The sequence below is a fragment of the Massilia rubra genome, from assembly GCF_011682065.1.
GTDB classification, from domain to species: Bacteria; Pseudomonadota; Gammaproteobacteria; order Burkholderiales; family Burkholderiaceae_D; genus Telluria_A; species Telluria_A rubra.
In genome coordinates this window covers 333,578-360,158 of the sequence record NZ_VUYU01000004.1, presented here as the reverse complement: position 1 = coordinate 360,158, position 26,581 = coordinate 333,578, and the positions used below count along the sequence as shown (strand labels likewise).

Genomic DNA, 26,581 nt, shown 5'->3' with positions numbered 1-26,581 from the left:
TCTCTCTTCCTGGTTAATCATGATCGGTACAACCTGCCGTGCTGCGCCTCGTGCCGCATCGACAGCATCGACAGGCCGGGCGACCAGTTCGACATCTCCTCGTCGCCCAGCGTTTGCGCGCGCCGCGCCGCTTGTTCGATGTTTGCGCGCAGCGACAGCAGCATGCGCTGGCCCGCCACCTGCCCCAGCGGCACCGACTTGACGCACACCAGCACCTGGTTTTCGATCCAGGAGAACAGCATCGCCAGCAGCGCTTCTTCGTGCGGTATGCCAAGGGCGTCGACCGCGCAGGCAAAGGCGGTCGGCAGCGCCACCTCGGGGCCGAGCGAGGCCACGTCGGCCACGCCCAGCTCCGCGATCAGGCGCGTGAGCGAGTAGCCCATCTGGATGGTCTCGGCGCGGAACTCGGCACTGTCGCGCGAGGCCAGGAAACGCTCGCTCCACAGGGCCACCGAGGCGTCGTCATGCGCCTCGAAGGCCTTAAGCAGGCGCCAGAACAGCGGCGCATCCCACTGCGCCACCACCTCGTCCAGGTGACGCGCGATCCAGGCGCGGGCGCTGTCGGCTTCCGTCACCAGGCCCGCCTCGAACGCCGCTTCCAGCCCTTGCGAATAGCTGTAGCCGCCGATCGGCAGCGCCGGGCTGGCAAACTGCAGCAGGTGCAGCAGCGCGCTGGCGTTCATGCCGACGCCGGGTCGCCCGGCCGGTGTATCTTCTGGCGCAGCGGCACGGGAGCGAGCGGATGGCCATCGTGGCCGTGGCTGTGCCCTCCACCCGAATACGCCCCCGCTTCCGGCTCGAACGGCGCGCTCTCTTGCTCCACGCGCGCGCCCAGGCCCTCCACCATCTCCTTGAGCACCGGATCGACCCGGATGCGCAAGAAGCCATCGCCGATCTGGGCCTGCGTATGCCGGTTCCCCAAATGAAAAGCGCAGCGCGCCATGATCAGGGGCGTGCCGCAACGGACCACGTAGGTCGGTTCGCTGGCGGCGAGAACGCGCACCACGCGCCCTTCGGCTCCCGTCAAGAGCTCGCCGTCGCGCAGCACCGTGCCGCGCACCATGAACAGCGCCACCTCCTCGCCGGACGCCAGGCGCGCGCGCAGGCGGCACTTTTCGCGCTGGTCGTAGGCCAGCACCAGCTCATCGTCGACGCGTTCGGCCTGCGCCAGCTTGGTATGCAATGTCATCATCACGGGACTCTCTCAGAACAAAAAATAGCGCTGCGCCATCGGCAGCACGACTGCGGCTTCGCAGACCAGCAACTGGCCGTCGGCGCGCACTTCGTAGGTTTCGGGATCGACTTCCATGCGGGGCGTGGCGCCGTTGTGGATCATGTCGCGCTTGCGCAGGTGGCGCATGCCGTGCACGGGAATGAGCGTCTTGCTCAAGCCCAGTTGCCGGCCGATACCCGCGTCGTAGGCGGCTTGCGAGACGAACGTGAACGACTTTTTCAGGCCGCCGCCAAAGGCGCCGAACATCATGCGGTAGTGGACCGGCTGCGGCGTCGGGATCGACGCGTTCGGGTCGCCCATCTGCGCCGCCGCAATCATGCCGCCTTTGAGAATGATCGACGGCTTTACACCGAAAAACGCCGGCTTCCACAGTACGATATCGGCGATCTTGCCCACTTCCAGCGAGCCGACCGCGTGCGAGACGCCATGCGTGATGGCCGGGTTGATCGTGTATTTGGCGATATAGCGCTTGACGCGAAAGTTGTCGTTGCGCGCCGTGTCGGGTGCGAGCGGGCCGCGCTGCTGCTTCATCTTGTGGGCGCTCTGCCAGGTGCGCATGATCACTTCGCCCACCCGGCCCATCGCTTGCGAGTCGGACGACATCATCGAGATCGCCCCCAGGTCGTGCAAGATATCCTCGGCGGCGATGGTCTCGCGCCGGATGCGCGACTCGGCGAAGGCCACGTCTTCGGCTATGGCCGGGTCGAGGTGATGACACACCATCAGCATGTCGAGATGCTCGTCGAGCGTGTTGACGGTGAAGGGCCGGGTCGGATTGGTCGACGACGGCAGCACGTTGTCCTGGCCGACGGCGGCGATGATGTCGGGCGCATGGCCGCCGCCCGCCCCTTCCGTATGGAAGGTGTGGATGGTGCGATCCTTGAAGGCGCCCAGCGTGCTTTCCAAAAAGCCGCCTTCGTTGAGGGTATCGGAATGCAGCGCCACCTGCACGTCCATGCGCTCGGCCACCGCCAGGCAGTTGTCGATGGCGGCCGGGGTGCTGCCCCAGTCTTCGTGGAGTTTGAGGCCGATCGCGCCGGCCAGCACCTGTTCCTCCAGGGGTCCCGGCAGGCTGACGTTGCCCTTGCCCATGAAGCCCAGGTTCATCGGAAAGGCATCGGCCGCCCCGAGCATCGCGTGCAGGTGCCACGGTCCCGGCGTGCAGGTGGTGGCCGCGGTGCCGGTCGCGGGACCGGTGCCGCCGCCGATCATGGTGGTGATGCCGCTCATGAGCGCTTCTTCGATCTGCTGCGGGCAGATGAAATGGATGTGGGTATCGACCCCGCCGGCGGTGACGATCATGCCTTCGCCGGCGATGATTTCGGTGGCGCCGCCGATGGCCATCGTCACGCCTGGCTGCACGTCCGGGTTGCCGGCCTTGCCGATGGCGGCGATCAGGCCGTTTTTGAGGCCGATATCGGCCTTGACGATGCCCCAGTGGTCGACGATGACGGCGTTGGTGATGACGGTATCCATCACGTCGGCATGCAGCCGCTGCGACTGCCCCATGCCGTCGCGGATGGTTTTACCGCCGCCGAACTTGACTTCCTCGCCATGGATGGCGAAGTCGCGTTCGATCTCGATGAACAGGTCGGTATCTGCAAGGCGGATGCGGTCGCCCGTGGTGGGGCCGAACATGTCGGCGTAGGCGCGGCGGCTGATCGAGGGCATCTCAGTCGCTCCCGTGCGGTGGCAGTTCGCCCATCACCAGGCCGTTAAAGCCGAACACCATCCGGTCGCCACCGAGTGCGACCAGTTCCACCGTGCGCCGCTGGCCCGGCTCGAAGCGCACCGCGGTGCCGGAAGCGATATTGAGCCGCATGCCAATTGCCGCGCTGCGCGCGAAGTGCAGCGCGGTATTGACCTCGAAGAAGTGAAAGTGCGAGCCGACCTGGATTGGCCGGTCGCCGCTGTTGGCCACGACCACGGTGCGGGTGGCGCGGCCGGCGTTCAGTTCAATGTCGCCATCGGCAAGCAGGTATTGGCCAGGTATCATGCTCATCTCGCTCTCAGGGAATGGGGTTGTGGACGGTCACGAGCTTGCTGCCGTCCGGGAAAGTCGCCTCGACCTGGATATCGGGGATCATCTCGGCGATGCCGTCCATGACGTCGGCGCGCGTCAATATCGCGGCGCCTTCGGACATCAGCTGCGCCACCGTCTTGCCGTCGCGCGCGCCCTCCATGATGGCCGCGCTGATCAACGCCACGGCTTCCGGATAATTGAGTTTGAGGCCGCGCGCCATGCGCCGTTCGGCCAGCAAGGCGGCGGTGAAGATCAGCAGTTTGTCTTTTTCGCGCGGGGTCAGGTCCATGGATTGTCGTCTCTCTTTTCAGGTGTTCCAGATGCGCGGCAGCGGCGCGGCGCACCCGAGCAGGTGCGGGCGCAACATCTGCCACACCCCGAACATGGCGCGACGCGCGCTTTCGCTGTCTTCGCCCAGGTAACGTGCGACAAAAACCGACTTGATTTGGGTCACGCCGAGCGACGGATCGAGCGCGCGCATGGCATCGATCAGCGCGGCGCCGGCCGGCCTGCCCACGCCGACCAGGGTGGCGCACACGCTCGCGCCGTTCAGTCCAAGAGGGCTGTGCATGGCCGCGCCGCCGCCGCGCAGCGCACCCTGCTCCCACCACAGCAGCTTGCCGCCACGGCGGATCTGCGTGTGCTGGGTAATGACGCCGCTCTCAAAAGTCTCGCCCGAGGCGCGCCGGCCCAGGCACAGGATGTCGCAGCCGATGTAGCTGGCATCAAGCGCCAACTCGACCCGTTGTTCGAGCGCCACATGGGCGCCATTGAAGAAAATGGCTTCCTGCGGCATCCATTCGACGGCCGCGCCGGCGCCGGCGTCGATCGTCACATCCTGGCGCGAGACCTTGCCGTTGGCCCGGTACCACTTGGCGGCGCCGGGCGAGGTCAGGAACGCATGCGTGGACGCCCCGGCGGACACGCTCACCGACAGCCGGTCGCCGCCCACCACGCCACCGGGCGGATGGACGATGATCGCGTGGCAGATACGCGCGCCTTCCGGATACAGCGGCTTTTGCACCCGCAGCGGCCCGCTGTGGACGCGCTCCATCAGCCGCGTGGTGCCGGCATCGTCGGCGAAGCCCAGCCGCAGGCTCGCTTGCCATGCAGTGTGGGTCGGTTCGGTCGGGTGGCAATCTCGCATACCTTTGCAGGAGCAGGATGCGTGCCAGCGCACGCGGCACGTTCATGGTGCGGCGTGCCCACAGCGGGTGATCAGGCGCACCGCCACGGCGCGCGCGCACCACGCTGGTGCGCTAGAACTTGACGCCCATCGACAGCGCCAGCACGTCGCGGTCCACCTGCGTGTTGTAGACGCCGCCCCACACCGGCGCATAGGCCACTTCGGCCACATAACGCTTCAGGTATTCCATACGCACGCCCGTGTTCATGGTGCGCCGGCCTTCGTTGAGAATGAAGTCATGCGACCAGCCCTTCACGTCGTGCTGCAATTGCGCCCATGCGTGCAGGTTCAGTCCCGGCCCCACCTGCGCCATGCGCGCGTCGACCCGTATGCGGTACGCATACGCGCTTGGCGTGACATATCCATCGCTGCTGCACTGGCGGGCGGCGTCGATGGACGTGACGATGCACGTGCCGTTAACCGGTCCATTGCCGTACTGGTCGACCCGTCCGTAGCGCCGCACGGACGGATCGGGTAGCGCGGCGACATGCTTGACCACGACTTCGCCAAGGGTGCTCAGAGCGACGCCGCCGACGCGCGGCCAGTCCCGCTGCATGCCCGCCTGAAGCTGGACGGTGCGGTAGCGGTCATAGGTGTGATACAGCGCGCCAGGCGCCAGCGCATCGACCTCCTTGCGCAGGAGCGATGGAAAGGCGGGATTGAGCAGTGCCGGCAAAGTGTCGCCTGGCGGCAGCTGCATGGGCTGGTTGGCGCGCCATGCCAATTCCCCGAACACGCTGCCGTGCGCGCGCCGGTGCATCACAGTGAGCGCCATCATGGCAATGTCGCCCGCGTATTCGGTGAAGTAGCGCATGTTCTTGCCATCGGGATCTCCTGCGATCGTGCCCAAACCGGGCCGCTGCGCCTTGCGCACGCCCGGCAAGGGGGTGCTGCCGGTGTAGCGCGCGTAATACAAGCCCACATCCATCGCCAGCGGCAGCGACTTCCACGTCAGCGCCGCTCCGTACTGTCCGCCGTCGACCGATGCCGGATTGTCCATGCGTTCGACATAGGCGCGCCCCGCCAGGCGCGTCCGGTCGCTCGCTGTCATCGGCCCTGCGAAAGCCAGGTTGCAGCCTTGCGCCATGTAGTCGGTGCCGGACCAGAAGGTGCCGCACAGGTCCAGCGCGGACGGACGGAAGCGGGTCTGGTAAAAGCCCTCGACCCCGAATCCGCCGGCAGCCTGCGCGCGCGCGAACAGCATCGGCGCCGGCACCAGCGTTTCCTGCGGCACGGCGTCGGCACGCCGGCGCGCCGGGAAGTCGACTGCGTTGAGCGCAGCCAGGCCGCCCGGAAAGCCGCTGCGCTCCCCCCACGAGAGCGACTGCTGTCCGAAGCGCGTCAGCACGCGCACGTCGTCGACTTGGGTGTTGTGCGCAATGAACGCATCGCCCAGCGCCACCCCCGAAAAACGCGACAGCCGCGCGCCGCCGGCGTCGCCCAGCGGCTGGCCGGCCGCGTAGCCGTTGATGCTGTTGCCCCACGCGCGCGCATGGTCGCCCAAGGCGAAGTCGTGCCACGCCTTGACGCGCACCAGCGCGCTGAAGTTGCCTTCAAAAGCGGCCAGCTCCACATAGCCCTTGAGCGCGCGCGTGACGGCGTCGCCGCGCCGGAAATTCAGGTTGGCGTCATCGCTGTTCTGGCCAGCGCTGGCAAGGCCGGACAGTCCGACCGCTTGCGCATTGTATGCAACGAGCATATGCGGGGCCGATTCCTCGGTACGGAAGCTGGCGCCGAAGCTGAGCCGGCCGCTCACTTGCGTCTCCAGCGCGCACGCCGGCAGCGCGCTCGCCAAAGCGGCGACCGTGAAAGCGACGTGAACGTGCCGACGCCCGGTGCAATGCATGTTTGGCCTGTGGTAGGTTACGGTAAGCCGTCAGTGGCCGAATTTTTACTTTTGGTTACAACTCAAATTTACCACGCGCTACGAGCGCTTGTCACGCGTACTTACTCACCCCACACATCGGCCTCGGTAAAGCCCAGTTCCGCAAAATCCTGCGCCCGGTCTTCGGCTTCGCCACGGCTGTAGAATTCATCGAGCTGGGGCGGTTCGATGGCGGTCCCGGCGAGCATCGCGTGGACCTGGCCACGGTGGTGGACCTGGTGCTGGAACAGGTGCGCCAACAGGCGCGCGGGCGTGTCGAGCATGAGCCCGTGGTCACGCAGGATGCCGACGTCGCGCGCGAGCGTGGCCTCGTCGAGCTGGCGGCAGTAGGCGATCAGGCGCTGGTCGCTCGACTTTTGCGCGGCCCACAAATCGGCGCAGGCGGCGAATGGTTCTTCCGGTTCGAAGAAGGCGGCGCAATAGTCGGGATGCGGTTCGTCGCCACGCGCCGCCCGCTCCATGGCGTCGATGTAGAACCAGTCGACCGTCAGGTTATGATTCAGGGTCCCTTTGATCGACGGAAAAAAGCTGGTGCGCGTGGCGAGTTCGAATTCTTTCTGCGACAGCTCGGCGCATGCGCGCAACAGGCGGTGATTGGCCCAGGCGTTGTTGTAAGCCTGGGCGATCAGGTAGCGAAGAAATTGGTTCATGGTGTCAGTCAGTAAAAGTGAAGCCGGTCAGGCGGGTGGGCCATACAGCGCCTCGGCGCGCTGGAACAGGATCCACGACGTGGCGATGTATTTGTCGCCGCTGCGCGCCACATGGCCTTTGTGCGAATGGGTGAAGCCGGCCGGCGCGATGATCAAGCGGCCCTGGCGCGCCTCGATTTTGCGCCGCTGGTAGTAGAACTCCGTCTCGCCGCCGTCGTCCACGTCGTTCAGGTAGAACTGGAACAACAGCGCGCGGTGCAGGCTCTCGCAGCTGGCGTTCTGCGGATAGATCTCGGAATGCCAGTGATGATAGCCGCCGCTGGCCTGCACGTACTTTTGCACGTTGATCTGGCCGGCGCGGTACATCATGCGCATCAGCTCATCGATGTGGGCGGTGCCGCACTCGTCGAAATTCTCCGGCGACAGCACCACCGGCTCGCCGGTACCGGGGTGAATCACCTGCGGCGACAGCGCGCCGATGAGCATCATGCGGTATTTGTCCATGTAGGCGCACAGGTGCTCGCGCACGGCCTGCATCATGATGGCCGCCACGTCCTGCCATTCTTCGTGGGCCGAGATGGTCAGGTCGTAGCTGTCTTTCTTGCTGGTGTCGACGCCGTTGCCGGTCTTGCCGCGCACGACCTTGTCGCTGGCGTCGAAGCGCGCCATGACGGCGGCGCACTGCTCGCCGGTCAGCGCGTTATCGTAAATCTCGATGAAGTCGTCCATCGTCGGTCCCCGGATCTGGTTTTTCTGGTACCGGCATAATATACAAAGTGTGCTGCGAGGTCATTAAGTAGTCTTGAAATCTATTGAGAGTCCAGCTCAACAACCTCTCATCAAGGTGTCGACGTGCTCGCGTGACTCGTTGCCAATCCGATCGACAAAGCGTCGTCAGAACCACCATGCCTGTTTCCACAGCATGTCGACATCCACGTTGCGCAAGGACGAGCCACTATTCAACAGTACACCTCAGGCGCAGCTGCCACAGGCAAACTGGGCACTGCGGTCGGTGGCGATCCTTGCTCCTGTACAATTATCACGACTTTGCTAAGATTGAACTCGATTACGTACTAAAAATAGAATGAAAAAATTACTTACATGCGTTGCTTTGGTTGCCGTCAATTTCGCCTCGACGGTTGTTGCTGCTGCTCCGCTAGATGACGCAGTTACTGCCCACGAACGAGGTGACTACGCAAGTGCACTGTCGATTTATCGCCCGCTGGCCACTCAAGGAAATCCATTCGCTCAATCGGCACTTGGTACGATGTTCGAGGCGGGGCATGGTGTTGCCCAAGATTACGCAAAGGCAGCCAAGTGGTACCGCATGGCGGCAGTTCAGGGAAATTTGCAGGCACAAAATAATCTTGGTGTCTTGTATAGCAGCGGAAAAGGTGTTTCGCAGGATTTCTCAGAGGCGATCAAATGGATTCGACGTGCGGCAGACAAGGGGCATTCTGAGGCGCAATTCAATATCGGGATGATAAATGTACAAGGCAATGGTGTTAAGCAGAATTATCCAGAGGCGGTAAGATGGTATCGATTAGCGTCAGCCCAGGGTGATCCGCGGGCTCAATATAATCTGGGATTGATGTATGGATTAGGACTTGGCGTTGAAAAACACCGCGTTTTGGCCTATATGTGGCTCAGCGTTGCTGCCGAATCGCTCTACGGCACCTCTTTGGAAACACGCGCCACTATAAAACAAAACATGTCGACATCAGAAATCGAACTGGCACAACGGATGGCGTCGGAGTGCCGCTTACGAAAATTCAAGCAGTGTGAGTGAGGCGGTCGCTCATTCGACTTCGCAATAAATGTCGCCTGCCTGGTTGGCTGACTTACACTACGACACGCCAATGAAGCCCGAACGGAAGCACGCGCGGGCCGAACACAAAGTGCAGCACGCGGCGCCGGCCCTGCCCGAGCGCCTTGGACGACGCATGCAGCAGCAGCGGGCGCATCACCAGCGTGCCGCCCACGCCGGCAAGGCACGCCACCGGCGGCGTAGCCGCGCGCGCGGCGGCGGCATCAGGCGGCGCAAGCACGCCGGCGCGGTGCGATCCCGGCACCACCAGCAGCGGCCCGTCGTCAAGGCCACACGGGTCGAGGTGCACGCGCACGGCCACCAATGTGTCGAGCAGCGCCGGCGGCGCCTGCACGAACAGCGTGCCTTCCTTGACCGACCAGCCGCGCAACGCAGGCGCATCGACGCGCGCCGCCACCGGTATGCTCAGGTCCTGGTGCAGCGGCACCAGCCAGTTGCGGCCCGCCGATTTTTCAAAGTAGGTGCACTGCACCGCGACCGCGTCCGGATCAAGCAAGGATGCCAGCGCGGGTTCGGCGCGCAGTCGCCGGGCCAGGTCGGCGCACCACGGCTGCGCCAGCAGGCAGCGCGTGCCGCCCGACGCGGCGGCAGCCGGCTGCGCCAGCTCCGCAAGGCGCGCGCAGTCGGCGGCCGGCAGCACCTCGGGCACGAGCGCGTAGCCCAGTTGCCCGAAGCGCGCCTTCATTTGGCGGCCAGCGCGTCCGACGCCATCGCCGCGCTCAAAAAAATCTGGCCATGAAGGACGCCCGGCAGCTCGCTCGTTTTCAGCCGGTCCATCACCGGCCCCTTGACCTCGGCCAGGTGCAGGCCAATGCCGCGCCGGCGCAGCGCCAGATTAAGTTCGCCCAGTCCGAACAGGGCCGACGTATCGATCGAGCTGACCGCCGTCATGACCAATACCAGGTGGCGGGCGGCCGGATGCAGCGCCAGTTCGTCTTCGATGCGCGCGTTGACCGCTTCCACATTGCCGAAAAAGAGATTGGCGTCGATGCGCAGCATCAGCACATCGGGCACGGTGCCGGCCGGGTAGCGTTCGATATTCCTGAAATGCTCGGTGCCGGCGATCCGCCCCAGCACCGCGATATGCGGACGGCTGGCGCGCCAGATTAAAGTGCCGAGCGAGAGCAGCACGCCGAGAATGACGCCGTAGTCGATGCCCAGTGCAATCACGCCGCCGGCGGTCGCCAGCAGGGCCAGCGCGTCGCCGCGGTCGTAGCGCCAGGCGGTGCGCAGGGTGTCCAGCTCCAGCATGCCCAGTACCGCCACGATGATGGTGGCCGCCAGCGCGGGCAGCGGCAGCAACGCCAGCCATCCGGTCGGCGCGACCAGCGCCAGTGCCAGCAGCACGCCGGTGATGATGCTCGCCAGCGGCGTGTTGGCGCCGGCCGCGAAATTCACGCCGGAGCGCGACAGGCTGCCGGTGACCGGCAAGCCGCCCGTGAGCGCGCTGCCGATATTGGCCACGCCCAGGCCGACCAGCTCCATATTACTTTGCAGTTTTTCCTGGCGCTTGAGCGCGAGCGTTTGCGCGGCCGACATCCCCAGCAAGAAGATCATGAAGCCGATCAGCAGCGCCGGTTGCACCAGCGCGCGCCAGTGGGCGCCTGAGGTGGCCAGGTTCAGGCCGGGCAAGCCGGAAGGGACCTCGCCGGTGCTCTGCACGCCCAACGCCGGCAAGTCGACCAGGCTCGATAGCAGCATGGCGCCCAGCACCACCAGCATGGGCGCGAGGCGTGCGCCGATGTCGGCCACGTTGGCAGCCAGGCCGGCGCGGCGCAGCAGCGGCGCCAGGTAGCGTTTGGCCAGCAGCAGCACGACGATGGCGCCGCCGCCAAGCAGTGCGCTGGGCATGTGCACCTGCGGCAGAGCGCCGCCGGCGAGCACCTTCACCTGGCCGATGGCGATGACGATGGCCGCGCCAATGGTGAAGCCGCTCATCACGGGACGCGAAAAGAAATTGGCCACGTAGCCGAGCCGCAGCAGGCCGCACAGCAGCAGCACGGCGCCGGAAGCGAGGGCCAGTTGGGCGGCCAGCACGATGTACAGGCCGGAACCGGGAGCGGCCAGCGGCGCCAGCGCGGCGGCCGTCATCAGCGAGATGATCGCCATCGGCCCGACCGACTGGGTCATGCTCGATCCGAAGATCGCGTACAGAATGGGGGGAAGGATGCTGGCATAGATGCCGGCCACCGGCGGCAAGCCGGCCACCAGGGCGTAGGCCATCCCCTGGGGGATCATCATGAGGGCGACGACGATGCCGGCGCTGATATCACCGGCCAGCGACGCGCGCCGGTAGTTTCTTACCCACTGCAGCATGCCCACTTGATCTGTTTATCCTTTTGCCGGTGATGGCGGATTATACAGTAGCCGCCCGCCGTCGCTGCGGCGCCTACGACATCGCCAGCTCCACGCAATTGCGCCCCGCGCGCTTGGCCCGGCTCAGGGCCGCATCGACCCGCAGCATCAGCGAGTCCGCGCTTTCCTGGTCGGCCAGCTGCGCCACGCCCAGCGAAATGGTCAGCCTGTCGCAGCCGGCGATATCGGTCTGCGCCACCGCCACCCGGATCTTCTCGGCGATTTTCAGCGCATCGATGGCGCTGGTATGCGGCACGATAATCAGGAACTCCTCGCCGCCCGAGCGGATCAGCACATCGCTGGTGCGCAGCGCGGCCTGGGTGACCGCAGCCACCGTGCGCAGCGCCGCGTCGCCCACCGGATGGCCGAACTGGTCGTTGATGGCCTTGAAACGGTCGATGTCGAACCCGATCAGCGCCGCCGGCACCTTGTACCTGCGGGCGCGCTTGATTTCCAGTTCGAGCAGGTGCTCGCCGTGGCGCCGGTTGGCCACGCCCGTGAGCGCGTCGACCGTGGCCATGTGCGTCACGCGCCCCAGCAAGGCTTCGTTCTCGCGGCTGACCGCCGCCATGCGCAAGCCAAAACCGGCCAGCTGCGCGAGCGCCACGAAGGAATCGAGTTCCTCGGCGCTGAACTGGCGCGCGCGGCCGAACATCAGACACAGCGAGCCGGCCAGCGCACTGCCCGGCGCGGAACCGAGCGGCAGCCCCACCACCATGTCGACGCCCTTGTCGACCAGCGAGAGCGCCAGTTCCGGCTCGCCCGCCTTGGCGGGCGCGTCGAGCAGGCACATTTCGTTGCTGCAGGCGGCCACCAGGCCCGGGAAAGCGTGCCGCAGCGGCGACTGCAGCAGCCTGTCGCTGCGGTGAAGCACGCGCGCCAGGTTCAGGCCCGTGGGCGAATACTGCGCTTCGAGCTGCAGGTCGCCCGGCACGTCCATGCGAAACAGCGACGCGTGCACCGCGCCGGAAGCGTCGCACAGGGCCACGCAAATCTGTTCGGCCACGGTGGCCAGGTCGTCGACATCGACCAGCGCCTGCTGCAAGCGCGTGCGCAAGGCGAGCAGCGCGCGCAGGTCGTCCGCATGCGTGACGCTCGCCTCGGGCGCCTGCAACTGGGCGCCGATGGCGGCGCGCAGTTCGCCCTCGTCGAGCGGCGTGATGGCGTAAGCGAGCGGGCCAAACTTCATCAGCGCGGGCAGCCAGCCGGCGCTGATGAACGGGCACAGGATCAGCACCGGCGCACCGGCGCGGCGCGCGATCAGTTCACCGAGCGCGTCGAGATCGAAGCTGCGATCGAATCGCTCGAGATCGATAATCAACAGGTCGACCCGCTCCTGGCCCAGCAGCACGGTGGCCTGCTCGCTGCCGTCGGCGATGAACAGGCGCGCGAACATGTCGGCATACATGCCCTGGAAATCGACTCGACGCTGTCCTACCGGATTCAGAAAAAGTCCAATCTGCTGCGCCATCGAATCTCCTTGAGCACTAAAGTATGCGGCATAAATACGCAGTGGCAACACACCTTGCGTCCATCCGTTTCACAGTTTGCCATAAAGCACCAACTCAGCAAACACCAACACGTGCGCAGTGTGCGCGGGCGCACCGTCATCATGCCACCACGGTCCGATACTGCCCGTTCTAACGGAGGAAGCACCATGCCAAATACAGATGAGAACGGAATGAGTTCGCAGGTCGAAGCGGTCGCCGACAAGCAGCGCGCGATCCAGGGCAGGCAGGATCAGAAAGACGCCTCGGGCGGCAAGGAAGAAAGCAAGCAAGCGGTGCAAACGGGCGGCCCGGCGCAGCCGGCGCCGCCGCTGCCGTCGCAGCACCTGGTCAAACCGGGAATCGAAGCGTCGATGGAGCTCAAACCGCGCTTCATGGCCGAAGGCTACAAGGGCAGCGGCAAGCTGCAGGGGCAAGCCGCGATCATCACCGGCGGCGACTCCGGCATCGGGCGCGCGGTGGCCGTGCTGTTCGCGCGCGAAGGCGCCGACGTGGCCATCTTTTACCTGAACGAACATGAAGACGCCGACCAAACGAAGCGCTGCATCGAAGCCGAAGGGCGGCGCTGCATCACGGTGGCGGGCGACGTCAAGGACATGGCGTTCTGCCAGGACGCGGTGGACAAGGTGGTGGCCGAATTCGGGCGCCTCGATGTGCTGGTCAATAACGCCGCCTTCCAGGAGCACGCCGCATCGCTGCTGGACCTGACCGAAGAGCGCTTCGACGAAACCATGCGCACGAATATATACGGCTACTTCCACATGGCCAAAGCCGCCCTGCCCTACCTCAAGCGCGGCGCGGCGATCATCAATACCGGCTCGGTGACCGGGCTGCAGGGCTCGGGCAAGCTGCTCGACTACTCGGCCACCAAGGGCGCGATCCACGCGTTCACGATGTCGCTGGCCTCGAACCTGCTCGATCAGGGCATCCGCGTGAACGCGATTGCGCCAGGCCCGGTCTGGACCCCGCTCAACCCGGCCGACCAGTCGCCCGACAAGATCGCCAAATTCGGACAGGACACCGACATGCGCCGTCCGGCCCAACCGGAAGAGCTCTCGCCGGCGTACGTGTTTTTGGCCTCGTCGGTATGTTCGGGCTACATCACCGGCATCGTGTTGCCGGTCACCGGCAGCGTGGGCGGATAAGGAAAGGACCGGCTATGGGACGCAGTCTGTGGAAAGGCGCAATCAGCTTCGGGCTGGTGCATATTCCGGTCGAGATGCATCCGGCCGTGAGCGACAACGCGCTTGACTTGACCATGCTCGACCGCCGCGATTTCTCGCCGGTCGGCTTCAAGCGCTACAACAAGGGCAACAACAAGGGCAACAACAAGGAAGTCGTCTGGGACGACATCGTCAAGGGCTACGAGTACAGCGACGGCGAATACGTGGTGCTGTCCGAGGAAGACCTGCGCCGCGCCAATCCCGAGGCCACCGGCACCATCGACATCCTCGCTTTCGTCGACGCCGAGACGGTGCCGCTGCTGTATTACGAGCAGCCCTACTACCTGGCGCCCGGCAAGGGTGGCGACAAAGTCTATGCGCTGCTGCGCGAGACCTTGAAAAAAGTCGGCAAGATCGGCATCGCCACGGTGGTCATCCGCGTCAAGCAGCACCTCGCGGCGCTGGTGTGCGAAGGCGACACGATCGTGCTCAACACGCTGCGCTACAGCGACGAGATCCGTCCCACCGATGAACTCAAGATCCCGACCGCCAGGTCGAAAACCGCCGCCATCTCCGACAAGGAGCTGAAAATGGCGATGGCGCTGGTCGAGGGCATGAGCGAAGACTGGAAGCCGGAGCAGTACCACGACACCTATCGCGAAGACATCCTCGCGCTGGTCGCGAAGAAGGTCAAGGCCAAACAGACCAAGACCATCACCATGCCGGACAAGGAAAAGGCGCCGGCTGCCAAAAGTAACGTCATCGACCTGGTGGCGCTGCTCCAGCAAAGCCTGGGCAAGAAGCCCGGCAAGGCCAGTGCCCCCGTCGAAGAGAGCGAGGACGAGGAAGAAGCGCCAGCCGCCAAGCCGCGCAAGGCCGCTTCAAAAACCCCGAGCCGCGCCAAGGCGCCGGCCAAAGCCGCGACCAAAGCCGCCGCCAAGCCGGCGGCCAAAGCCAAGGCGGCGCCAGCCCGGCGCAAGGCCGCGTGACTTGACAGGAGCCGCATGGACGATATGTTTGCTTTACTCGAGTGGCCGGCGATGGCGATCAGCCTGGCCGCCGCGTGGTGGATGGGTTCGAAAAAGGCCGGCAAGCGCATCGTCGCCTTCTGGATGCTCATCATCGGCAACCTGATGTGGATCGCGTGGGGCTGGGGCGAAGCCGCCTGGGCGCTCATTGCGCTCAACGTCGGCCTGCTGGCCCTGAACGTGCGCGGCATCCGCAAGAACGAGGATGGCTGACCGGGACCGGCCAGCGGACGAGTCATAAAAGTGTGCGGGGCCTGACTGCTAGATAGATCTATTTTCATGTTATAATGTCAACATCTACTTGACAGGACATCACCATGAAATTCGCTACCCTGGCCGCCGCCGCCCTTCTCGCACTGGGCACCGGTGCCGCCTGTGCCGAGGTCACCGAGCAAGACGCCATCCAGGCGCAAGTGGCCGGGGCCATGGCCTCGGGCGACTACGCCACCGCCAAGTGCCCCAACCTCACCGTCGACAAAGAGCGCCTGGCCGAACAGATCAAAAAGTCCGGCAAAACAGCGGAACAACTGCGCGCGAGCGAAAACTACGCTGAGCAGCGCGATGTCATCAAGACCATCGCCGCCACCGACAAGGCCCTCATGCTGTGCATTTTGCTGCCACAGGCGCACGGCGGATACGGCCGCGGCATCGTCGTCGAGAAAGAATAGCGGTGAACCCATCCCGCCTCAAACAGCACAAGCCAAACTGAAGGTGCGTCATGTGGAAGGGACGGCAGCCGGCATGCTGTTCCTGTTGTCGCCGATCTTCCCCGCGCTCTTCGCGGCCCCAAAGCAGTGAATTGATAAAAACTATCGCTTGGATATATTTAATTGCCTTTGACTAAATAGTTGACTCAACTACACTCCTTGCATCGAATCACCACTGAGGAGTTGCAAGCATGAGCCAAGACCAACAGATCACCACCGCTTCCGGCATCCCGGTCGACGACAACCAGAACTCCATCAGCGCGGGCCCGCGCGGCCCCTTGCTGCTGCAAGACTTCCACCTGATCGAAAAGCTCCAGCACTTCAACCGCGAGCGCATTCCCGAGCGCGTGGTGCACGCCAAAGGCTCGGGCGCTTATGGCACCTTCACCGTCACGCACGACATCAGCCACTTGACCAAGGCCCGGCTGTTTGCCGCCATCGGCAAGAAGACCGACACCTTCGCGCGCTTCTCCACCGTGGGCGGTGAGCGCGGCAGCGCCGACACCGAACGCGATCCACGCGGTTTCGCCCTGCGCTTTTACACGGAAGAAGGCAACTGGGACCTGGTCGGCAACAACACGCCGATGTTCTTCATCAAGGACCCGATCAAGTTCCCCGACTTCATCCACACCCAAAAACGCTGCCCGCGCAGCAATCTCAAGTCGCCCAGCATGATGTTCGACTTCTGGAGCCGTGCGCCCGAAAGCCTGCACCAGGTGACGATGCTGTTTTCGGACCGGGGCACGCCGGACGGCTACCGCCACATGGACGGTTTCGGCAGCCATACCTATAGCCTGATCAACGCCGCCGGTGAACGCGTCTACGTCAAGTGGCACTTCAAGACGCGCCAGGGCATCAAAAACCTCAGTGCGGCCGACGCCGCGCGCATCGCCGGCGAAGACCCGGACTACGCCCAGCGCGACCTGTTCGGCGCCATCGAACGCGGCGACTTCCCGCAGTGGGAAGTGCGGCTCCAAGTGGCCAGCGAGCAGCAGCTGGAAGACTGGGAAGCGCGCACCGGCTGGAATCCGTTCGACCTGACCAAAGTCTGGCCGCACCGCGACTTCCCGCTGCACCCGGTCGGCATCTTCGAGCTCAATCGCAATCCCGACAATTACCACGCCGAAGTCGAACAGGTGGCGTTTTCGCCGGCGAACGCTGTGCCGGGCATGGGCTACTCGCCGGACAAGATGCTGCAAGGCCGCCTGTTCGCCTACCACGACGCCCAGCTGTACCGGGTCGGCACCAACCACCAGCACCTGCCGGTGAACGCGCCACGCTGCCCGTTCCACAACCAGCAGCGCGATGGCGCGATGGCAGTCAATAACGGCGGTGCGGCGCAAAACTACGCCACCGTCAACGCCACCGGCAGCGCACCGCGCGGCATGGGCCACGGCGAACCGGAACTGGCGCTGCGCGGCGGCGCCGGCCGCTTCGATGGACGCGGCATGGAAGACGACTACACCCAGGCCGGCAACCTGTTCCGCCTCCTGACGGCGCAGGAGAAGCTGAACCTGTGCGCCAACCTGGCCGGTCCCCTGAGCCAGGTCAGCGACGAGATCCTGCAGCGCCAGCTGGCCCACTTCGACAAGGCCGACAGCGCTTACGGCGACGGCGTGCGGGCCGCGCTGAACATGAAGTAAGGATGCTGTGCGCGGGCCGCGCCGGCCCGCGCATCACTGCTTCTTGAAGCCCAGCTTCTTCATGGCCGCCGTCAGCGTCTTGGCGGCTTTTGCGTAGCCGTCCCACGGCGCGTTGCCGTGATCGAGACGTGTATGCGCGTTATGCACCGTCCACTGGTCGCCGGACTTGAGCGCGGCCAGTTCATCCCACCCCACCGGCACCGAAATCCCCAGCCCCGGCCGTACCCGCGCCGACCATGCGCAGGCGGTGGTGGCGCCACGCCCGTTGCGCAGGTAATCGATGAAGATTTTGCCAACCCGGTTTTTCGGGCCGCTCTTGAACGCAAAGCGCTCCGGCAAGGTAAGCGCCATATGCCGCACCACCTCTTGCGAAAAGTCCTTTACCGTGTCCCAATCGAGGCCGCCCTTGATCGGCACCACGACATGCAAGCCCTTGCCGCCGCTGGTTTTCAGAAAAGACGGCAGGCCCAGTTCGTCCAGGAATGCGTGCATCAGCTGCGCCGCCTCCTGGATCGCGGCCCAGTCGACGCCTTCGCCCGGGTCCAGGTCGAACACCATGCGGTTGGGCGCCTCGTAGCTCTTGCCGGTGGCGTTCTGGGTATGAAACTCCACCACGTTCCACTGCGCCGCCGACAGAATGCCGCCCACGCTGCCCACTTCGAGCATCGGTGGATGCTCCGGGTCGAGCGCCGGGTCCATCTGCTTCACGCCGGGCAGCTTGTCCACGTCAGCATGCTTCTGGAAAAACAGCTCGCCCCCCACGCCGCTCGGGGCGCGCACCAGCGACACCGGCCGCCCTTTCAGGTGCTCCATCATCATCGCGCCGACCAGCGCGTAATAGCGAATCAGCTCGATCTTGGTGGCGCCGCTTTGTTTGTCGATCACGCGCTCGCCGTGGGTCACCTTCAGGGTTGCGGGCAGCTTGCCTAGCGGCGCCACCGGCCCCGCTTTCGCGCTTGCGCTCTTTGCTTTGGTTTTGCTTTGCGTCTGCATCGACTCCTCCATATGTGTGGCGACTTCACGCCCGATCGCCCTGGCCGGCTTGTCGCTGCGCAGGCCCTGGAACACGGCGTGGCGGATTGCCCCGGCGCTGGTCCACTCGGCAAAGCTGACCTCCGCCACCAGCGTGGGCTTGACCCAGTGATGCTTGCGGCGCGCCACCGCCTTGGGCGGAAACGGGCTCTCGTCCGTATCGAGGGCGCTTAGTTTTTCTTTCAGGTCGCGCAGCACGGCCTGGGTAAAGCCGCTGCCGACGTTACCGGCGTAGCGCAGCACGCCGTCCTTGTCGTGGGTGCCGAGCAGCAGCGCGCCGATGCCGGTGCGCGCACCCTGCGGATCGGTATAGCCGCCGATGACGAATTCCTGGCGCTGGCCGCATTTGAGCTTGATCCAGTCGGGCGAGCGGCGCGTGACGTAGAGCGAATCGCGCCGCTTGCCGATTACCCCCTCCAGTCCCAGCTTGCAGGCGGCAAGCACCAGTTCTTCCGGATCGGTCCCGAATTCGCCCGAAAAGCGCACCGCGTCCGACGACGCCTTGCCAAGTGCCGCGCCAAGCAGCGCGCGCCGCGTTTCGAGCGGAACGTTGCGCAGGTCGTATCCCTTGAAATACGGCGCGTCGAACAGGAAGTACACAATGTCGGCCGTGTTCGCGCCGTCGAAGGCCAGTTGCAGCAATCCGAAGTTGGGCCGTCCGTTCTCGTCATGGACCACGATTTCGCCGTCGTACCAGCCATCCGGCAGCTTGAGTTTGACCAGTTCCTTGTGCAGCGGTTCGAGCTTGTGGGTCCAGTCGTGGCCATTGCGGGTCATCAGTTGCACCTGTTTGCCCTCGATCCGCGCCAGCAGGCGGTAACCGTCGAACTTGACCTCGAAGATCCATTCGGCCGGGTCGCCAGGGGGCTGGTCGACCAGGGTCGCCAGTTCGGGCGAGAGCGACGCTGGCAGGGCCGCCTTGGGCGCCTGCGCCGGTATGCCGTGGCCGGTGGCCCTGGCTGCGGACTTGAGCGGCGCGGCCTTGGCTTTGGCTTTCGCCTTGGCGGCCTGCGCGCCCGGCATGGGCAACTTGCTGACACTGTCGGGCATCTCGTCGACCACCGAAAACTCGGCGGCGGGCCTGGCGTAACCGTCTTTTTCCTTGATCAGCAGCCAGGGCTCCTGCTTTTCGCCCTTGCCCTTCATACGCACCAGCACCCATTTGCCGCGCATTTTATGGCCGTGAATCTCGAACTTGAGGTTTCCGCCCTGGTAGCCCTCGTGCGGATCGCCCAGCGGCTGCCAGGTGCCCTTGTCCCAGATGATCACCTTGCCGGCCCCGTACTGCTTTTCCGGGATGGTGCCTTCAAAGCTCGCATACGAGATCGGATGGTCCTCCACGTGCACCGCCATCCGCTTGTCTTTGGTGTCATAACTGGGCCCCTTGGGCACGGCCCAGCTTTTCATGGTGCCGTCCAGTTCCAGCCGAAAGTCGTAATGCAGGCGGCTGGCCCAGTGCTTCTGGATGACGAAGGTGAGCGCATCGGGAGTCGCCTCGCCTCCCTCGGCCGGCTCGGTGGTGATCGAAAAATCGCGTTTGGACTGATACACTTTTAATGCATCCCGCATGGCGGCAACCTCGTGATTGTGGTTTTTTGCCGATTTTGGGGCCAGGCGGACAGAACGACTGTTCGCCAGCTAACCGAGCGACTTTCCCGGCTGATTGTAAGTAGTTGTAAATCGCGTCAACTGGGATGCAAGTGGCCGCGTTAGTGACTCTGTAGCACCCAAGAATTGCTCCACCATATAACCACACTGAGGAAACACCATGAAAAAAGTTATCGCATCGTTGATCGCCGGTCTGTTCGCTACCTCGGTTTTCGCCCAGGCTCCTGCCGCACCTGCCGCTGCCGCACCAATCGCCAAAGCCGAAGCAAAAGAAACCAAAGCCGTCGTCAAAGCTGACGCAAAAGCTGCCAAAGCCGACGCAAAAGCCGATGCAAAAGTAGAAAAAGCAGCCGCTGAAGCCAAGTCCGACGTCGCCGAAGCCCACGCTGACGCCACCAAAACCAAAGCCAAAGCCCATTCGAAAGCTAAAAAAGCCAAAGCAGAAGCCAAAGCCGACAAAGCTGTCGACACCGCAGAAGCCAAAAAAGACGCAGCAATGAAGTAAGTTGTTCCCGCAGTGAGAAGAAAAAGACAGGCTACCTGTCTTTTTTTTCGTCCCGTTTTTCGTTTCCCCGGATCAAAACACGTTCTTTATAAAGAATGTGCGTCGATCTCACCCTGCTTTAACCCCTTTTTTCGCGCCGCTCCGTTTCACAGTCAATGCCGGCACCAGCGCCGGCCAACCGGAGCTTCCCCATGTTCAACCGAATCCTGCCCCTGGCGCTGCTGTTTTCCGCCACGTCCTTAGCGCTCGCGCAATCGCCGCGCCTGATCCAGCGTCCACCACCGTTAATGCAGAGCGCCGCCGACGCACGGCCGATCGAACTGCAATCGCTCTCAATCAGCGCCGACATCAGTGGCGGCATGGCGCAAACGACCGTGCGCATGGAGTTCTACAACCCCAACGCGCGCCAGCTCGAGGGCAACCTGCAGTTTCCGCTGCCCGACGGCCAGCAGGTCAGTGCCTTCGCCCTTGATATCGACGGCAAAATGCGCCCCGCCGTGCCGGTCGAAAAGGAGCGCGGCCGCGCCGTGTTCGAAGAAATCGTGCGGGGCCGCGTCGACCCCGCCCTGCTCGAAGTCACCCAAGGTAACAACTTCAAGCTGCGCGTCTACCCGATCATGCCGGGCAAGACCCGCACCGTCGAACTGACCTACGCCGGCCCGTTGACGCGCAGCGCCGCCAACTGGCTCTATCAGTTGCCGCTGGCCTTTGGCGAGGTACGCAATTTCGACCTGGCCATCCGCGTCAACGACGCCGCCGAGGCGCCGCAGCTGCTCGCCAACGGCCACGAGCTGCGTTTCGAGCGGACCGGCAGCGCCTATGAAGCGCGCCTTCAGCGCCAGAACTACAAGGCCGAGCGCGAAATCGGCATCCAGACCGTGGCCTCAAGGGACGCGCGCATCTATCGCGAAACACGCCTCGGGCAATCGTGGTTCCTGGCCGAGATTCCGGTCGCGGCGGCCCCTGTGGCGCGTGCACGTCCGCGCGTCATCGGCCTGCTGTGGGACAGCTCGGGCTCGGGCGAGCAGCGCAACGTCGGACAGGAACTGGCAGGACTCGATGCCTATTTCCGCGCGCTCGGATCGGTGCAGGTGCGCCTGACGCGCCTGCGCGACCGTCCCGAAGCGCAGCAGGTTTTCGACATCCGTGGCGGCGACTGGAGTGCCCTGCGGCGCGTGCTGGAGGCCACCCGCTACGACGGCGCCAGCGCCCTCAATGACTGGAAGCCGGAAGCGAGCGTCGACCAGTACCTGCTGTTTTCCGACGGCCTGGCTAACTATGGCGCGGCGCGCGCGCCGGTACTGGCGCAGCACCAGGCGCTGTTTGCGCTGGTTTCGTCCGCGTCGTCCGACACCGGCCGCCTGGCCGCACTGGCCGAACGCAACCGCGGCCAGATCATCCGCATCGACCCCGCCGCACCTGGCCGCGCCAGCGAGGCCCTGCTGTCGGCGCAGCCACGCATCGAACAGGTATCGGCCACCGGCGCCACCGACATCGAAGCCGGCAGCGGCGTGGTTGAAGGCGGCATGCTGCGCATCGCCGGCCGCCTGCTCACCGACGACGCCACCCTCAATGTCACGCTGGCCGGCGGCACCAAGAAGGAAACCGTGAACCTGCAGATTCGCCCCGACAGCCCTCAGCATCCGCTGGCCGCGTCGACCTGGGCGACACTGCGCCTGCGCGCGCTGGAAGCGGACCCCGAGCTGCACCGCTCCGAAATCGGCCGCATCGGGCGCCGCTTCGGCATTCCGACCCGCGAAACGTCGCTGATCGTGCTCGACCGGCTGGAAGACTATGTGCGCTACGAGATCGAGCCGCCGCAGGACTACCTCGACGCCTGGCGCAAGCTCAAGGACCTGCGCGGCGGCCAGCGCAGCAGCGCGCGCGTCAAGCATCTGGAGCAGGTGGTACGACATTTCGCGAGCCGCACCGCGTGGTGGAACACGGCCTTCCCGCGCGTTGCCGCCAAACCCGCGCAAGAGCGCTACCACCCGTTCGATAACCTGAGGGCAGCGCCTTCCGCACCGATGCCGGCGCCCGCGCCTGCGCCTGTGGGGCAGGCGTTTTCAGAAAAGGCAGCGCCGGAGCCGGAGCGCGTCGAGATAACGGCATATTCAATACGACGCCCCGAGATGGCATCGATGCTTGCGCCGCAAATGGCATCGGCCAAGCAAATGAGCGTGTCCGAGCGCGCGCCGTCGATCGGCATGGGCCTGAAAAAATGGGTGCCGAACGCGCCCTACGTCAAGCGCCTGCGCGACGCCGACGCCGCCAGCGTCTACGCCATTTACCTCGACCAGAAACCGGATTACGCCAACAGCAGCGCCTTCTATCTGGACGCCGCCGACATCCTGCTCGAAAAACGGCAGCCCGACCTTGCGCTGCGCGTGTTGTCCAACCTGGCCGAAATGGACCTGGAAAACCGCGCGGTGCTGCGCATCCTCGGCTACCGCCTGTTGCAGGCCGGCGCGCCGCAGCTGGCGGTGCCGGTCTTCGAAAAAGTGCTGCGCCTGGCCAGTGAAGAACCGCAATCGTACCGCGACCTGGGCCTGGCGCAGGCCGCCAGCGGCCGTACGCAGGAAGCGATCGATACGCTCTACGAGGTGGTCGAACGGCCGTGGGACGGCCGCTTTCCGGATATCGAGACGATTGTACTGGCCGAAATCAACGCCATCGTCGCCGCCTCGTCCAAGCCGCTCGATGTGCGCCGCATCGACCCGCGCCTGCGCGCCAACCTGCCGCTCGACTTGCGCGTGGTGCTGACCTGGGACGCCGACAACAGCGACATGGACTTGTGGGTCACGGCGCCGGATGGCGAAAAATCGAGCTATCTGCACCGCTTGTCCAGCCAAGGTGCGCGCATGACCAACGACTTCACGGGCGGCTATGGTCCGGAAGAGTTTTCAGTGCGGCGCGCGGCGCCGGGCAAGTACAAGATCGAGGCCAACTACTATGGCAACCGCCAGCAGGTGGTGGCCGGCGCGACCACCTTGCAGGTCAAGCTGTTTACCGCGTTCGGCACGCCGCGCCAGAAAGAACAGGCGATCACCTTGCGCCTGAAGGACCGCAGCGAAACGGTGTTCGGGGGCGAGTTCGACATCAAGCCCTGAGTTGGCGGCGCGTCTTGATAAAGATGCGCCGCATTTAACCCCATCGGCGCAGATGGTGCGTTTCATTGGTCATGCCGGCACGCCCGGCCAACCGGAGACCACCATCTTGAACCGACTTCTCGTCCTGGCGCTGCTGTGCTTCGCCAGCAGCGCCGCGCATGCCCTTGCCCCAGCCGATTACGTGCGCCATGATATCGAGCCGCCGGCCGCCATGCTCGACGCCTGGCACCAGCGCAAAAACGCGGAAGCGCTCGACAACGACACGCAGCGCCGCGAACACCTGGAGCGGGTGATCGCCAATTATGCGCAGCGCACGGTGTGGTGGAACACGACCTTGCCGCCTCCCGCGTCCAAGGCGCCCGGTCCGGTCGTCGTCAACGGGGTACAGATCGTGACAGCGCCGAGAACATGGCTGCCAGCACACTATACATGCCACCTGCCGGCAGTCGTGCCAGACGCACCGGGAGACAATGATTCGACCACGCGCCCGATGCAAGCGCACGCAGAACAGCCGCCTCCTGTCAGCCTGGCGTCATGGACCCCTGACGCTCCCTACCTCGCCCGTCTGCGCCAGACGGCCGCCGCCGACGTGTATGCCGCCTACCTCGGCCAGAAACAGGAATACGCCAACACCAGTGGATTCTTCCTCGATGCCGCCGACATCCTGTTCGACAAAGGCCGCCGCGACCTGGCGCTGCGGGTGTTGTCGAACCTGGCCGAACTGGATCATGAGAACCGCGCGCTGATGCGCCTCCTCGGCTTCCGCCTGATGCAAGCCGGCGAGCCGGCGCTGGCCGTGCCGGTATTGCGCAAGGTGCTGCAACTGGCCGGGGACGAACCGCTATCCTACCGCGACCTGGGGCTTGCGCTGGCGGCGAACGGCCAAACCCAAGAAGCGGTCGACATCTTGTACCAGGTGGTCGAGCGCCCTTGGCATCCACGCTTTCCGGAGATCGGGAACATCGTGCTGGCCGACATGAACGCCATCATCGCCGCCGCCAACAAGCCGCTCGACCTGCGCCGCATCGATCCGCGCCTGCGCGCCAACCTGCCACTCGACCTGCGCGTGGTGCTGACCTGGGATGCCGACAACAGCGACATCGACCTGCGGATCACCGCGCCGGATGATGAAAACGCACAGTCCCTGGAAGATCCGGCGCGCTACGGTGCTCGCATGTCGCACAACATCACCCGTGGCTACGGACCCGAGGAATACTCGCTGCGCCGCGCCGCGCCGGGCAAATATCGCATCCACGCCAGCTATGCCGCCGACGGCCGGCAAGTACTGCCCGGGCCGACCAGCGTACAGGTCAAGGTAGTGAGCCATTTTGGCACACCGCGCCAGAAGGAGCAGTCAGTCACCTTGCGTATGAAGGGACGCGGCCAAACGGTATTGGTGGGCGAATTCGAGGTCAAGCCCTGAACAAGGTCAGGGCTTGATCGCTGCGATCCGGTCGCGCGTTGCGGCCGGTACCGGATAATCGGGATAGGCGGCGCGGAACCTGGTCCATTCGGCCAGCGCGTCCTTGTCCAACTTCGCCTTGAGCATGGCGTCGATCACCGCCAGCCAGTCGAGCGCGCGCTTGTCATGGGCATCGAACGGGCTCGCCTTCGACAGCTCCAGTTCGGTCTTCGACTCGCGCCCCGCCACGCGCGCGCGCGCCGGGCGCGCGGCCGGCGCCGCGGCAGCCGCCCTCGCGTCGTCGGCAACCGGTTCGGCGGGAGGCGCCGCCGCCACCCTCACTGGCGCTGGTGCTGGCGCCGGGGCCGCCACCGGTTCAGGCGCCCGCGCTGAAGCCACTACCGGTGGCGACTGCATCTCGGGAACCGGGTTGTCGCTGCTGTACCCTTGATACGACTGCTTCGAATCCTTCTGCTTCAACGCCTCCACCGGCAGCGTGCTTTCGGCAACCGTGCGTTTGATCGACGAGCCGGTGATTTCAACGCGCTGAAGTTCTTGCGATGGCGGTGCGGCGGCCACCTGCACCGGCGCCGGCGCCGGCGAAGGCGGCGCCGCCTTCATGACAGGGGCCGGCGCGGGCGCCGGAGCAGCCGCCACGCGGGCCGGAGCGGGCGCCGAAGGCGCTGGCACATCCATCGCCACCGGCGGCGCGGGCCGCTCCATGTCGAGCGTCACGTTTGCCACAACCTGCGGCGCCTCCGCCGTCGGCGCGGCGGCCATTCCGCCTTCCATGCCCGCCCCGCCGCCGCTGCCCTGGTAGATCTGGTGCCCCAGCACGCCGGCCAGCACCCCCGCCGCAATCCCGGCCGGAATGCGCCAGCGCCGCCCAAGCCCGGGCGCCAGCCGTGGCGGCGCGCCTTCGATGACGGCGTCATTGGCCGCCGCCGGCCGCGCCGCCCTGGCCTCCTGCTCCAGGCCCGCCTTGACATACCCCAGGATGGCGGCATCGAGCTTGGGGCCGGACGCCGGCTGGGTCAATCCTTGCAGACGGCGCGACAGATCGTCTTCCCCACGCAGGAAGGCGTCGAATTGTTCGTCGCTCATGTCATCGTTGTCCACTCAGGCTCCCTTCGCGCAGTTTGCGCATGGCGTAGCGCAAACGGCTCTTGACCGTTTCCACCGGTGCTGCCACCACGGCGGCGATGTCTTCGAGGCTCATGCCGCAAAACTGTTGCAGCACCAGTGCCTCTTTCTGCTCGCTCGGCAGGCCCGCCAGCGCTTCATGCAGGCTGTCGTTGCGCTGCTTGTGTTCGAGCGCCACATCGGGCGAGACCACATCCTGCGCCGCATCGGCCAGCGAGTCAAATACGTCGCGGCCATCCGTGCCGCTGCCCAGCTCCGCCGCCAACAGCGGTTGCTGCTGGCGCAGCAGGTCGAGCAGGCGGTTGCGGGCGATCTGGAACAGATAGGTGCGAAACGCCGCGTCGGGCTGATAGCGGCTGCGCGCGTGATGCAGGTTGATCCAGCTGTCCTGCACGATCTCGTCGACCCAGTCCGCACGCGGCGAACGCCAGGCGACGAAGCGGTACAGGCCCGCATGGTGACGGCGATAGAGCTCCTCGAAGGCGACCAGGTCGCCATCGCGGTAGCGCAGCATGAGCTGCTCGTCTTGTAGGGTGGCGGGCATGTGCCGCCATTGTATGGCTTGCCCTGT

The 26,581-nt window shown here is 65.0% G+C and carries 24 protein-coding genes; 9 read left to right on the top strand and 15 right to left on the bottom strand.

Annotated elements, in window-relative coordinates; genetic code table 11:
• Nucleotides 1-17: 17 nt before the first annotated feature.
• The 9 genes from F0185_RS08380 to F0185_RS08340 form a co-directional block, all read right to left on the bottom strand.
• Complete coding sequence (locus F0185_RS08380; protein ID WP_167223349.1) at nucleotides 18-683, bottom strand: urease accessory protein UreF; 666 nt, start codon at nucleotides 681-683, stop codon at nucleotides 18-20.
• Nucleotides 680-1,192, bottom strand: coding sequence for an urease accessory protein UreE (gene ureE, locus F0185_RS08375; protein WP_167223347.1), 513 nt, complete (start codon nucleotides 1,190-1,192; stop codon nucleotides 680-682). The genes F0185_RS08380 and ureE overlap by 4 nt, the downstream gene beginning before the upstream one ends.
• Nucleotides 1,193-1,204: 12 nt before the next feature.
• Nucleotides 1,205-2,905, bottom strand: a complete 1,701-nt coding sequence (gene ureC / locus F0185_RS08370; RefSeq protein WP_167223345.1) for an urease subunit alpha — start codon at nucleotides 2,903-2,905, stop codon at nucleotides 1,205-1,207.
• A gap of 1 nt (nucleotide 2,906) precedes the next feature.
• On the bottom strand, nucleotides 2,907-3,230 hold the full coding sequence (locus F0185_RS08365; protein ID WP_167223457.1) for an urease subunit beta: 324 nt from the start codon (nucleotides 3,228-3,230) through the stop codon (nucleotides 2,907-2,909).
• A gap of 13 nt (nucleotides 3,231-3,243) precedes the next feature.
• Nucleotides 3,244-3,546, bottom strand: coding sequence for an urease subunit gamma (locus tag F0185_RS08360; protein WP_054262719.1), 303 nt, complete (start codon nucleotides 3,544-3,546; stop codon nucleotides 3,244-3,246).
• Between the two features lie 18 nt (nucleotides 3,547-3,564).
• A complete protein-coding gene (locus tag F0185_RS08355; protein WP_167223343.1) occupies nucleotides 3,565-4,404 on the bottom strand; it encodes an urease accessory protein UreD in 840 nt (279 codons plus the stop codon).
• Between the two features lie 112 nt (nucleotides 4,405-4,516).
• Nucleotides 4,517-6,289: a DUF1302 domain-containing protein gene (locus F0185_RS08350; protein WP_229476828.1), complete on the bottom strand. Its 1,773-nt coding sequence runs from the start codon at nucleotides 6,287-6,289 to the stop codon at nucleotides 4,517-4,519.
• A gap of 101 nt (nucleotides 6,290-6,390) precedes the next feature.
• The gene (locus F0185_RS08345; RefSeq protein WP_167223340.1) at nucleotides 6,391-6,978 is read right to left on the bottom strand and encodes a DinB family protein; all 588 of its coding nucleotides are present in this window, start codon (nucleotides 6,976-6,978) and stop codon (nucleotides 6,391-6,393) included.
• Between the two features lie 27 nt (nucleotides 6,979-7,005).
• Nucleotides 7,006-7,707, bottom strand: a complete 702-nt coding sequence (locus F0185_RS08340; RefSeq protein ID WP_167223338.1) for a 2OG-Fe(II) oxygenase — start codon at nucleotides 7,705-7,707, stop codon at nucleotides 7,006-7,008.
• A gap of 355 nt (nucleotides 7,708-8,062) precedes the next feature.
• Between F0185_RS08340 and F0185_RS08335 the strand changes: the two genes are divergently transcribed.
• Entirely contained in the window at nucleotides 8,063-8,767 is a 705-nt protein-coding gene (locus F0185_RS08335) for a tetratricopeptide repeat protein (RefSeq protein WP_167223336.1), read from the top strand.
• Between the two features lie 52 nt (nucleotides 8,768-8,819).
• On the opposite strand, the gene F0185_RS08330 is transcribed toward F0185_RS08335, so the two are convergent.
• The 3 genes from F0185_RS08330 to F0185_RS08320 form a co-directional block, all read right to left on the bottom strand.
• Nucleotides 8,820-9,491 carry a phytanoyl-CoA dioxygenase family protein gene (locus F0185_RS08330; protein ID WP_167223334.1) on the bottom strand — a complete coding sequence of 224 codons (672 nt, stop codon included), beginning with the start codon at nucleotides 9,489-9,491 and terminating at the stop codon, nucleotides 8,820-8,822.
• Nucleotides 9,488-11,122 (bottom strand): SulP family inorganic anion transporter, encoded by a 1,635-nt coding sequence (locus tag F0185_RS08325; protein ID WP_167223455.1) that lies wholly within the window; start codon nucleotides 11,120-11,122, stop codon nucleotides 9,488-9,490. The genes F0185_RS08330 and F0185_RS08325 overlap by 4 nt, the downstream gene beginning before the upstream one ends.
• A gap of 73 nt (nucleotides 11,123-11,195) precedes the next feature.
• Complete coding sequence (locus F0185_RS08320; protein ID WP_167223332.1) at nucleotides 11,196-12,632, bottom strand: GGDEF domain-containing protein; 1,437 nt, start codon at nucleotides 12,630-12,632, stop codon at nucleotides 11,196-11,198.
• Between the two features lie 186 nt (nucleotides 12,633-12,818).
• On the opposite strand from F0185_RS08320, the gene F0185_RS08315 reads away from it, so the two are divergent.
• The 5 genes from F0185_RS08315 to F0185_RS08295 all read left to right on the top strand — a co-directional run bounded on the left by F0185_RS08315 (nucleotide 12,819) and on the right by F0185_RS08295 (nucleotide 17,210).
• Nucleotides 12,819-13,814 carry an SDR family oxidoreductase gene (locus F0185_RS08315; protein WP_229476826.1) on the top strand — a complete coding sequence of 332 codons (996 nt, stop codon included), beginning with the start codon at nucleotides 12,819-12,821 and terminating at the stop codon, nucleotides 13,812-13,814.
• A 14-nt stretch (nucleotides 13,815-13,828) separates the two neighbouring features.
• A complete protein-coding gene (ku, locus tag F0185_RS08310; protein WP_167223330.1) occupies nucleotides 13,829-14,821 on the top strand; it encodes a non-homologous end joining protein Ku in 993 nt (330 codons plus the stop codon).
• A 15-nt stretch (nucleotides 14,822-14,836) separates the two neighbouring features.
• A complete protein-coding gene (locus F0185_RS08305) occupies nucleotides 14,837-15,073 on the top strand; it encodes a hypothetical protein (protein WP_167223328.1) in 237 nt (78 codons plus the stop codon).
• Nucleotides 15,074-15,177: 104 nt separating this feature from the next.
• Entirely contained in the window at nucleotides 15,178-15,528 is a 351-nt protein-coding gene (locus F0185_RS08300; protein ID WP_167223326.1) for a hypothetical protein, read from the top strand.
• 230 nt (nucleotides 15,529-15,758) lie between these two features.
• Nucleotides 15,759-17,210 carry a catalase gene (locus tag F0185_RS08295; RefSeq protein ID WP_167223324.1) on the top strand — a complete coding sequence of 484 codons (1,452 nt, stop codon included), beginning with the start codon at nucleotides 15,759-15,761 and terminating at the stop codon, nucleotides 17,208-17,210.
• A 33-nt stretch (nucleotides 17,211-17,243) separates the two neighbouring features.
• Here F0185_RS08295 and ligD read toward each other — a convergent pair whose 3' ends face one another.
• Nucleotides 17,244-19,811: a DNA ligase D gene (ligD, locus tag F0185_RS08290; protein WP_167223322.1), complete on the bottom strand. Its 2,568-nt coding sequence runs from the start codon at nucleotides 19,809-19,811 to the stop codon at nucleotides 17,244-17,246.
• A 199-nt stretch (nucleotides 19,812-20,010) separates the two neighbouring features.
• On the opposite strand from ligD, the gene F0185_RS08285 reads away from it, so the two are divergent.
• The 3 genes from F0185_RS08285 (at nucleotide 20,011) to F0185_RS08275 (ending at nucleotide 24,888) form a co-directional block, all read left to right on the top strand.
• A complete protein-coding gene (locus F0185_RS08285; RefSeq protein WP_166884537.1) occupies nucleotides 20,011-20,355 on the top strand; it encodes a hypothetical protein in 345 nt (114 codons plus the stop codon).
• 191 nt (nucleotides 20,356-20,546) lie between these two features.
• Nucleotides 20,547-23,465, top strand: a complete 2,919-nt coding sequence (locus F0185_RS08280; protein ID WP_167223320.1) for a DUF2135 domain-containing protein — start codon at nucleotides 20,547-20,549, stop codon at nucleotides 23,463-23,465.
• Nucleotides 23,466-23,571: 106 nt separating this feature from the next.
• Nucleotides 23,572-24,888 carry a DUF2135 domain-containing protein gene (locus F0185_RS08275; RefSeq protein WP_167223318.1) on the top strand — a complete coding sequence of 439 codons (1,317 nt, stop codon included), beginning with the start codon at nucleotides 23,572-23,574 and terminating at the stop codon, nucleotides 24,886-24,888.
• Between the two features lie 6 nt (nucleotides 24,889-24,894).
• Here F0185_RS08275 and F0185_RS08270 read toward each other — a convergent pair whose 3' ends face one another.
• Both F0185_RS08270 and F0185_RS08265 read right to left on the bottom strand, forming a co-directional pair.
• On the bottom strand, nucleotides 24,895-25,971 hold the full coding sequence (locus F0185_RS08270) for a hypothetical protein (RefSeq protein ID WP_167223316.1): 1,077 nt from the start codon (nucleotides 25,969-25,971) through the stop codon (nucleotides 24,895-24,897).
• A gap of 1 nt (nucleotide 25,972) precedes the next feature.
• Complete coding sequence (locus tag F0185_RS08265; protein ID WP_229476825.1) at nucleotides 25,973-26,554, bottom strand: sigma-70 family RNA polymerase sigma factor; 582 nt, start codon at nucleotides 26,552-26,554, stop codon at nucleotides 25,973-25,975.
• Nucleotides 26,555-26,581 lie beyond the last annotated feature (27 nt).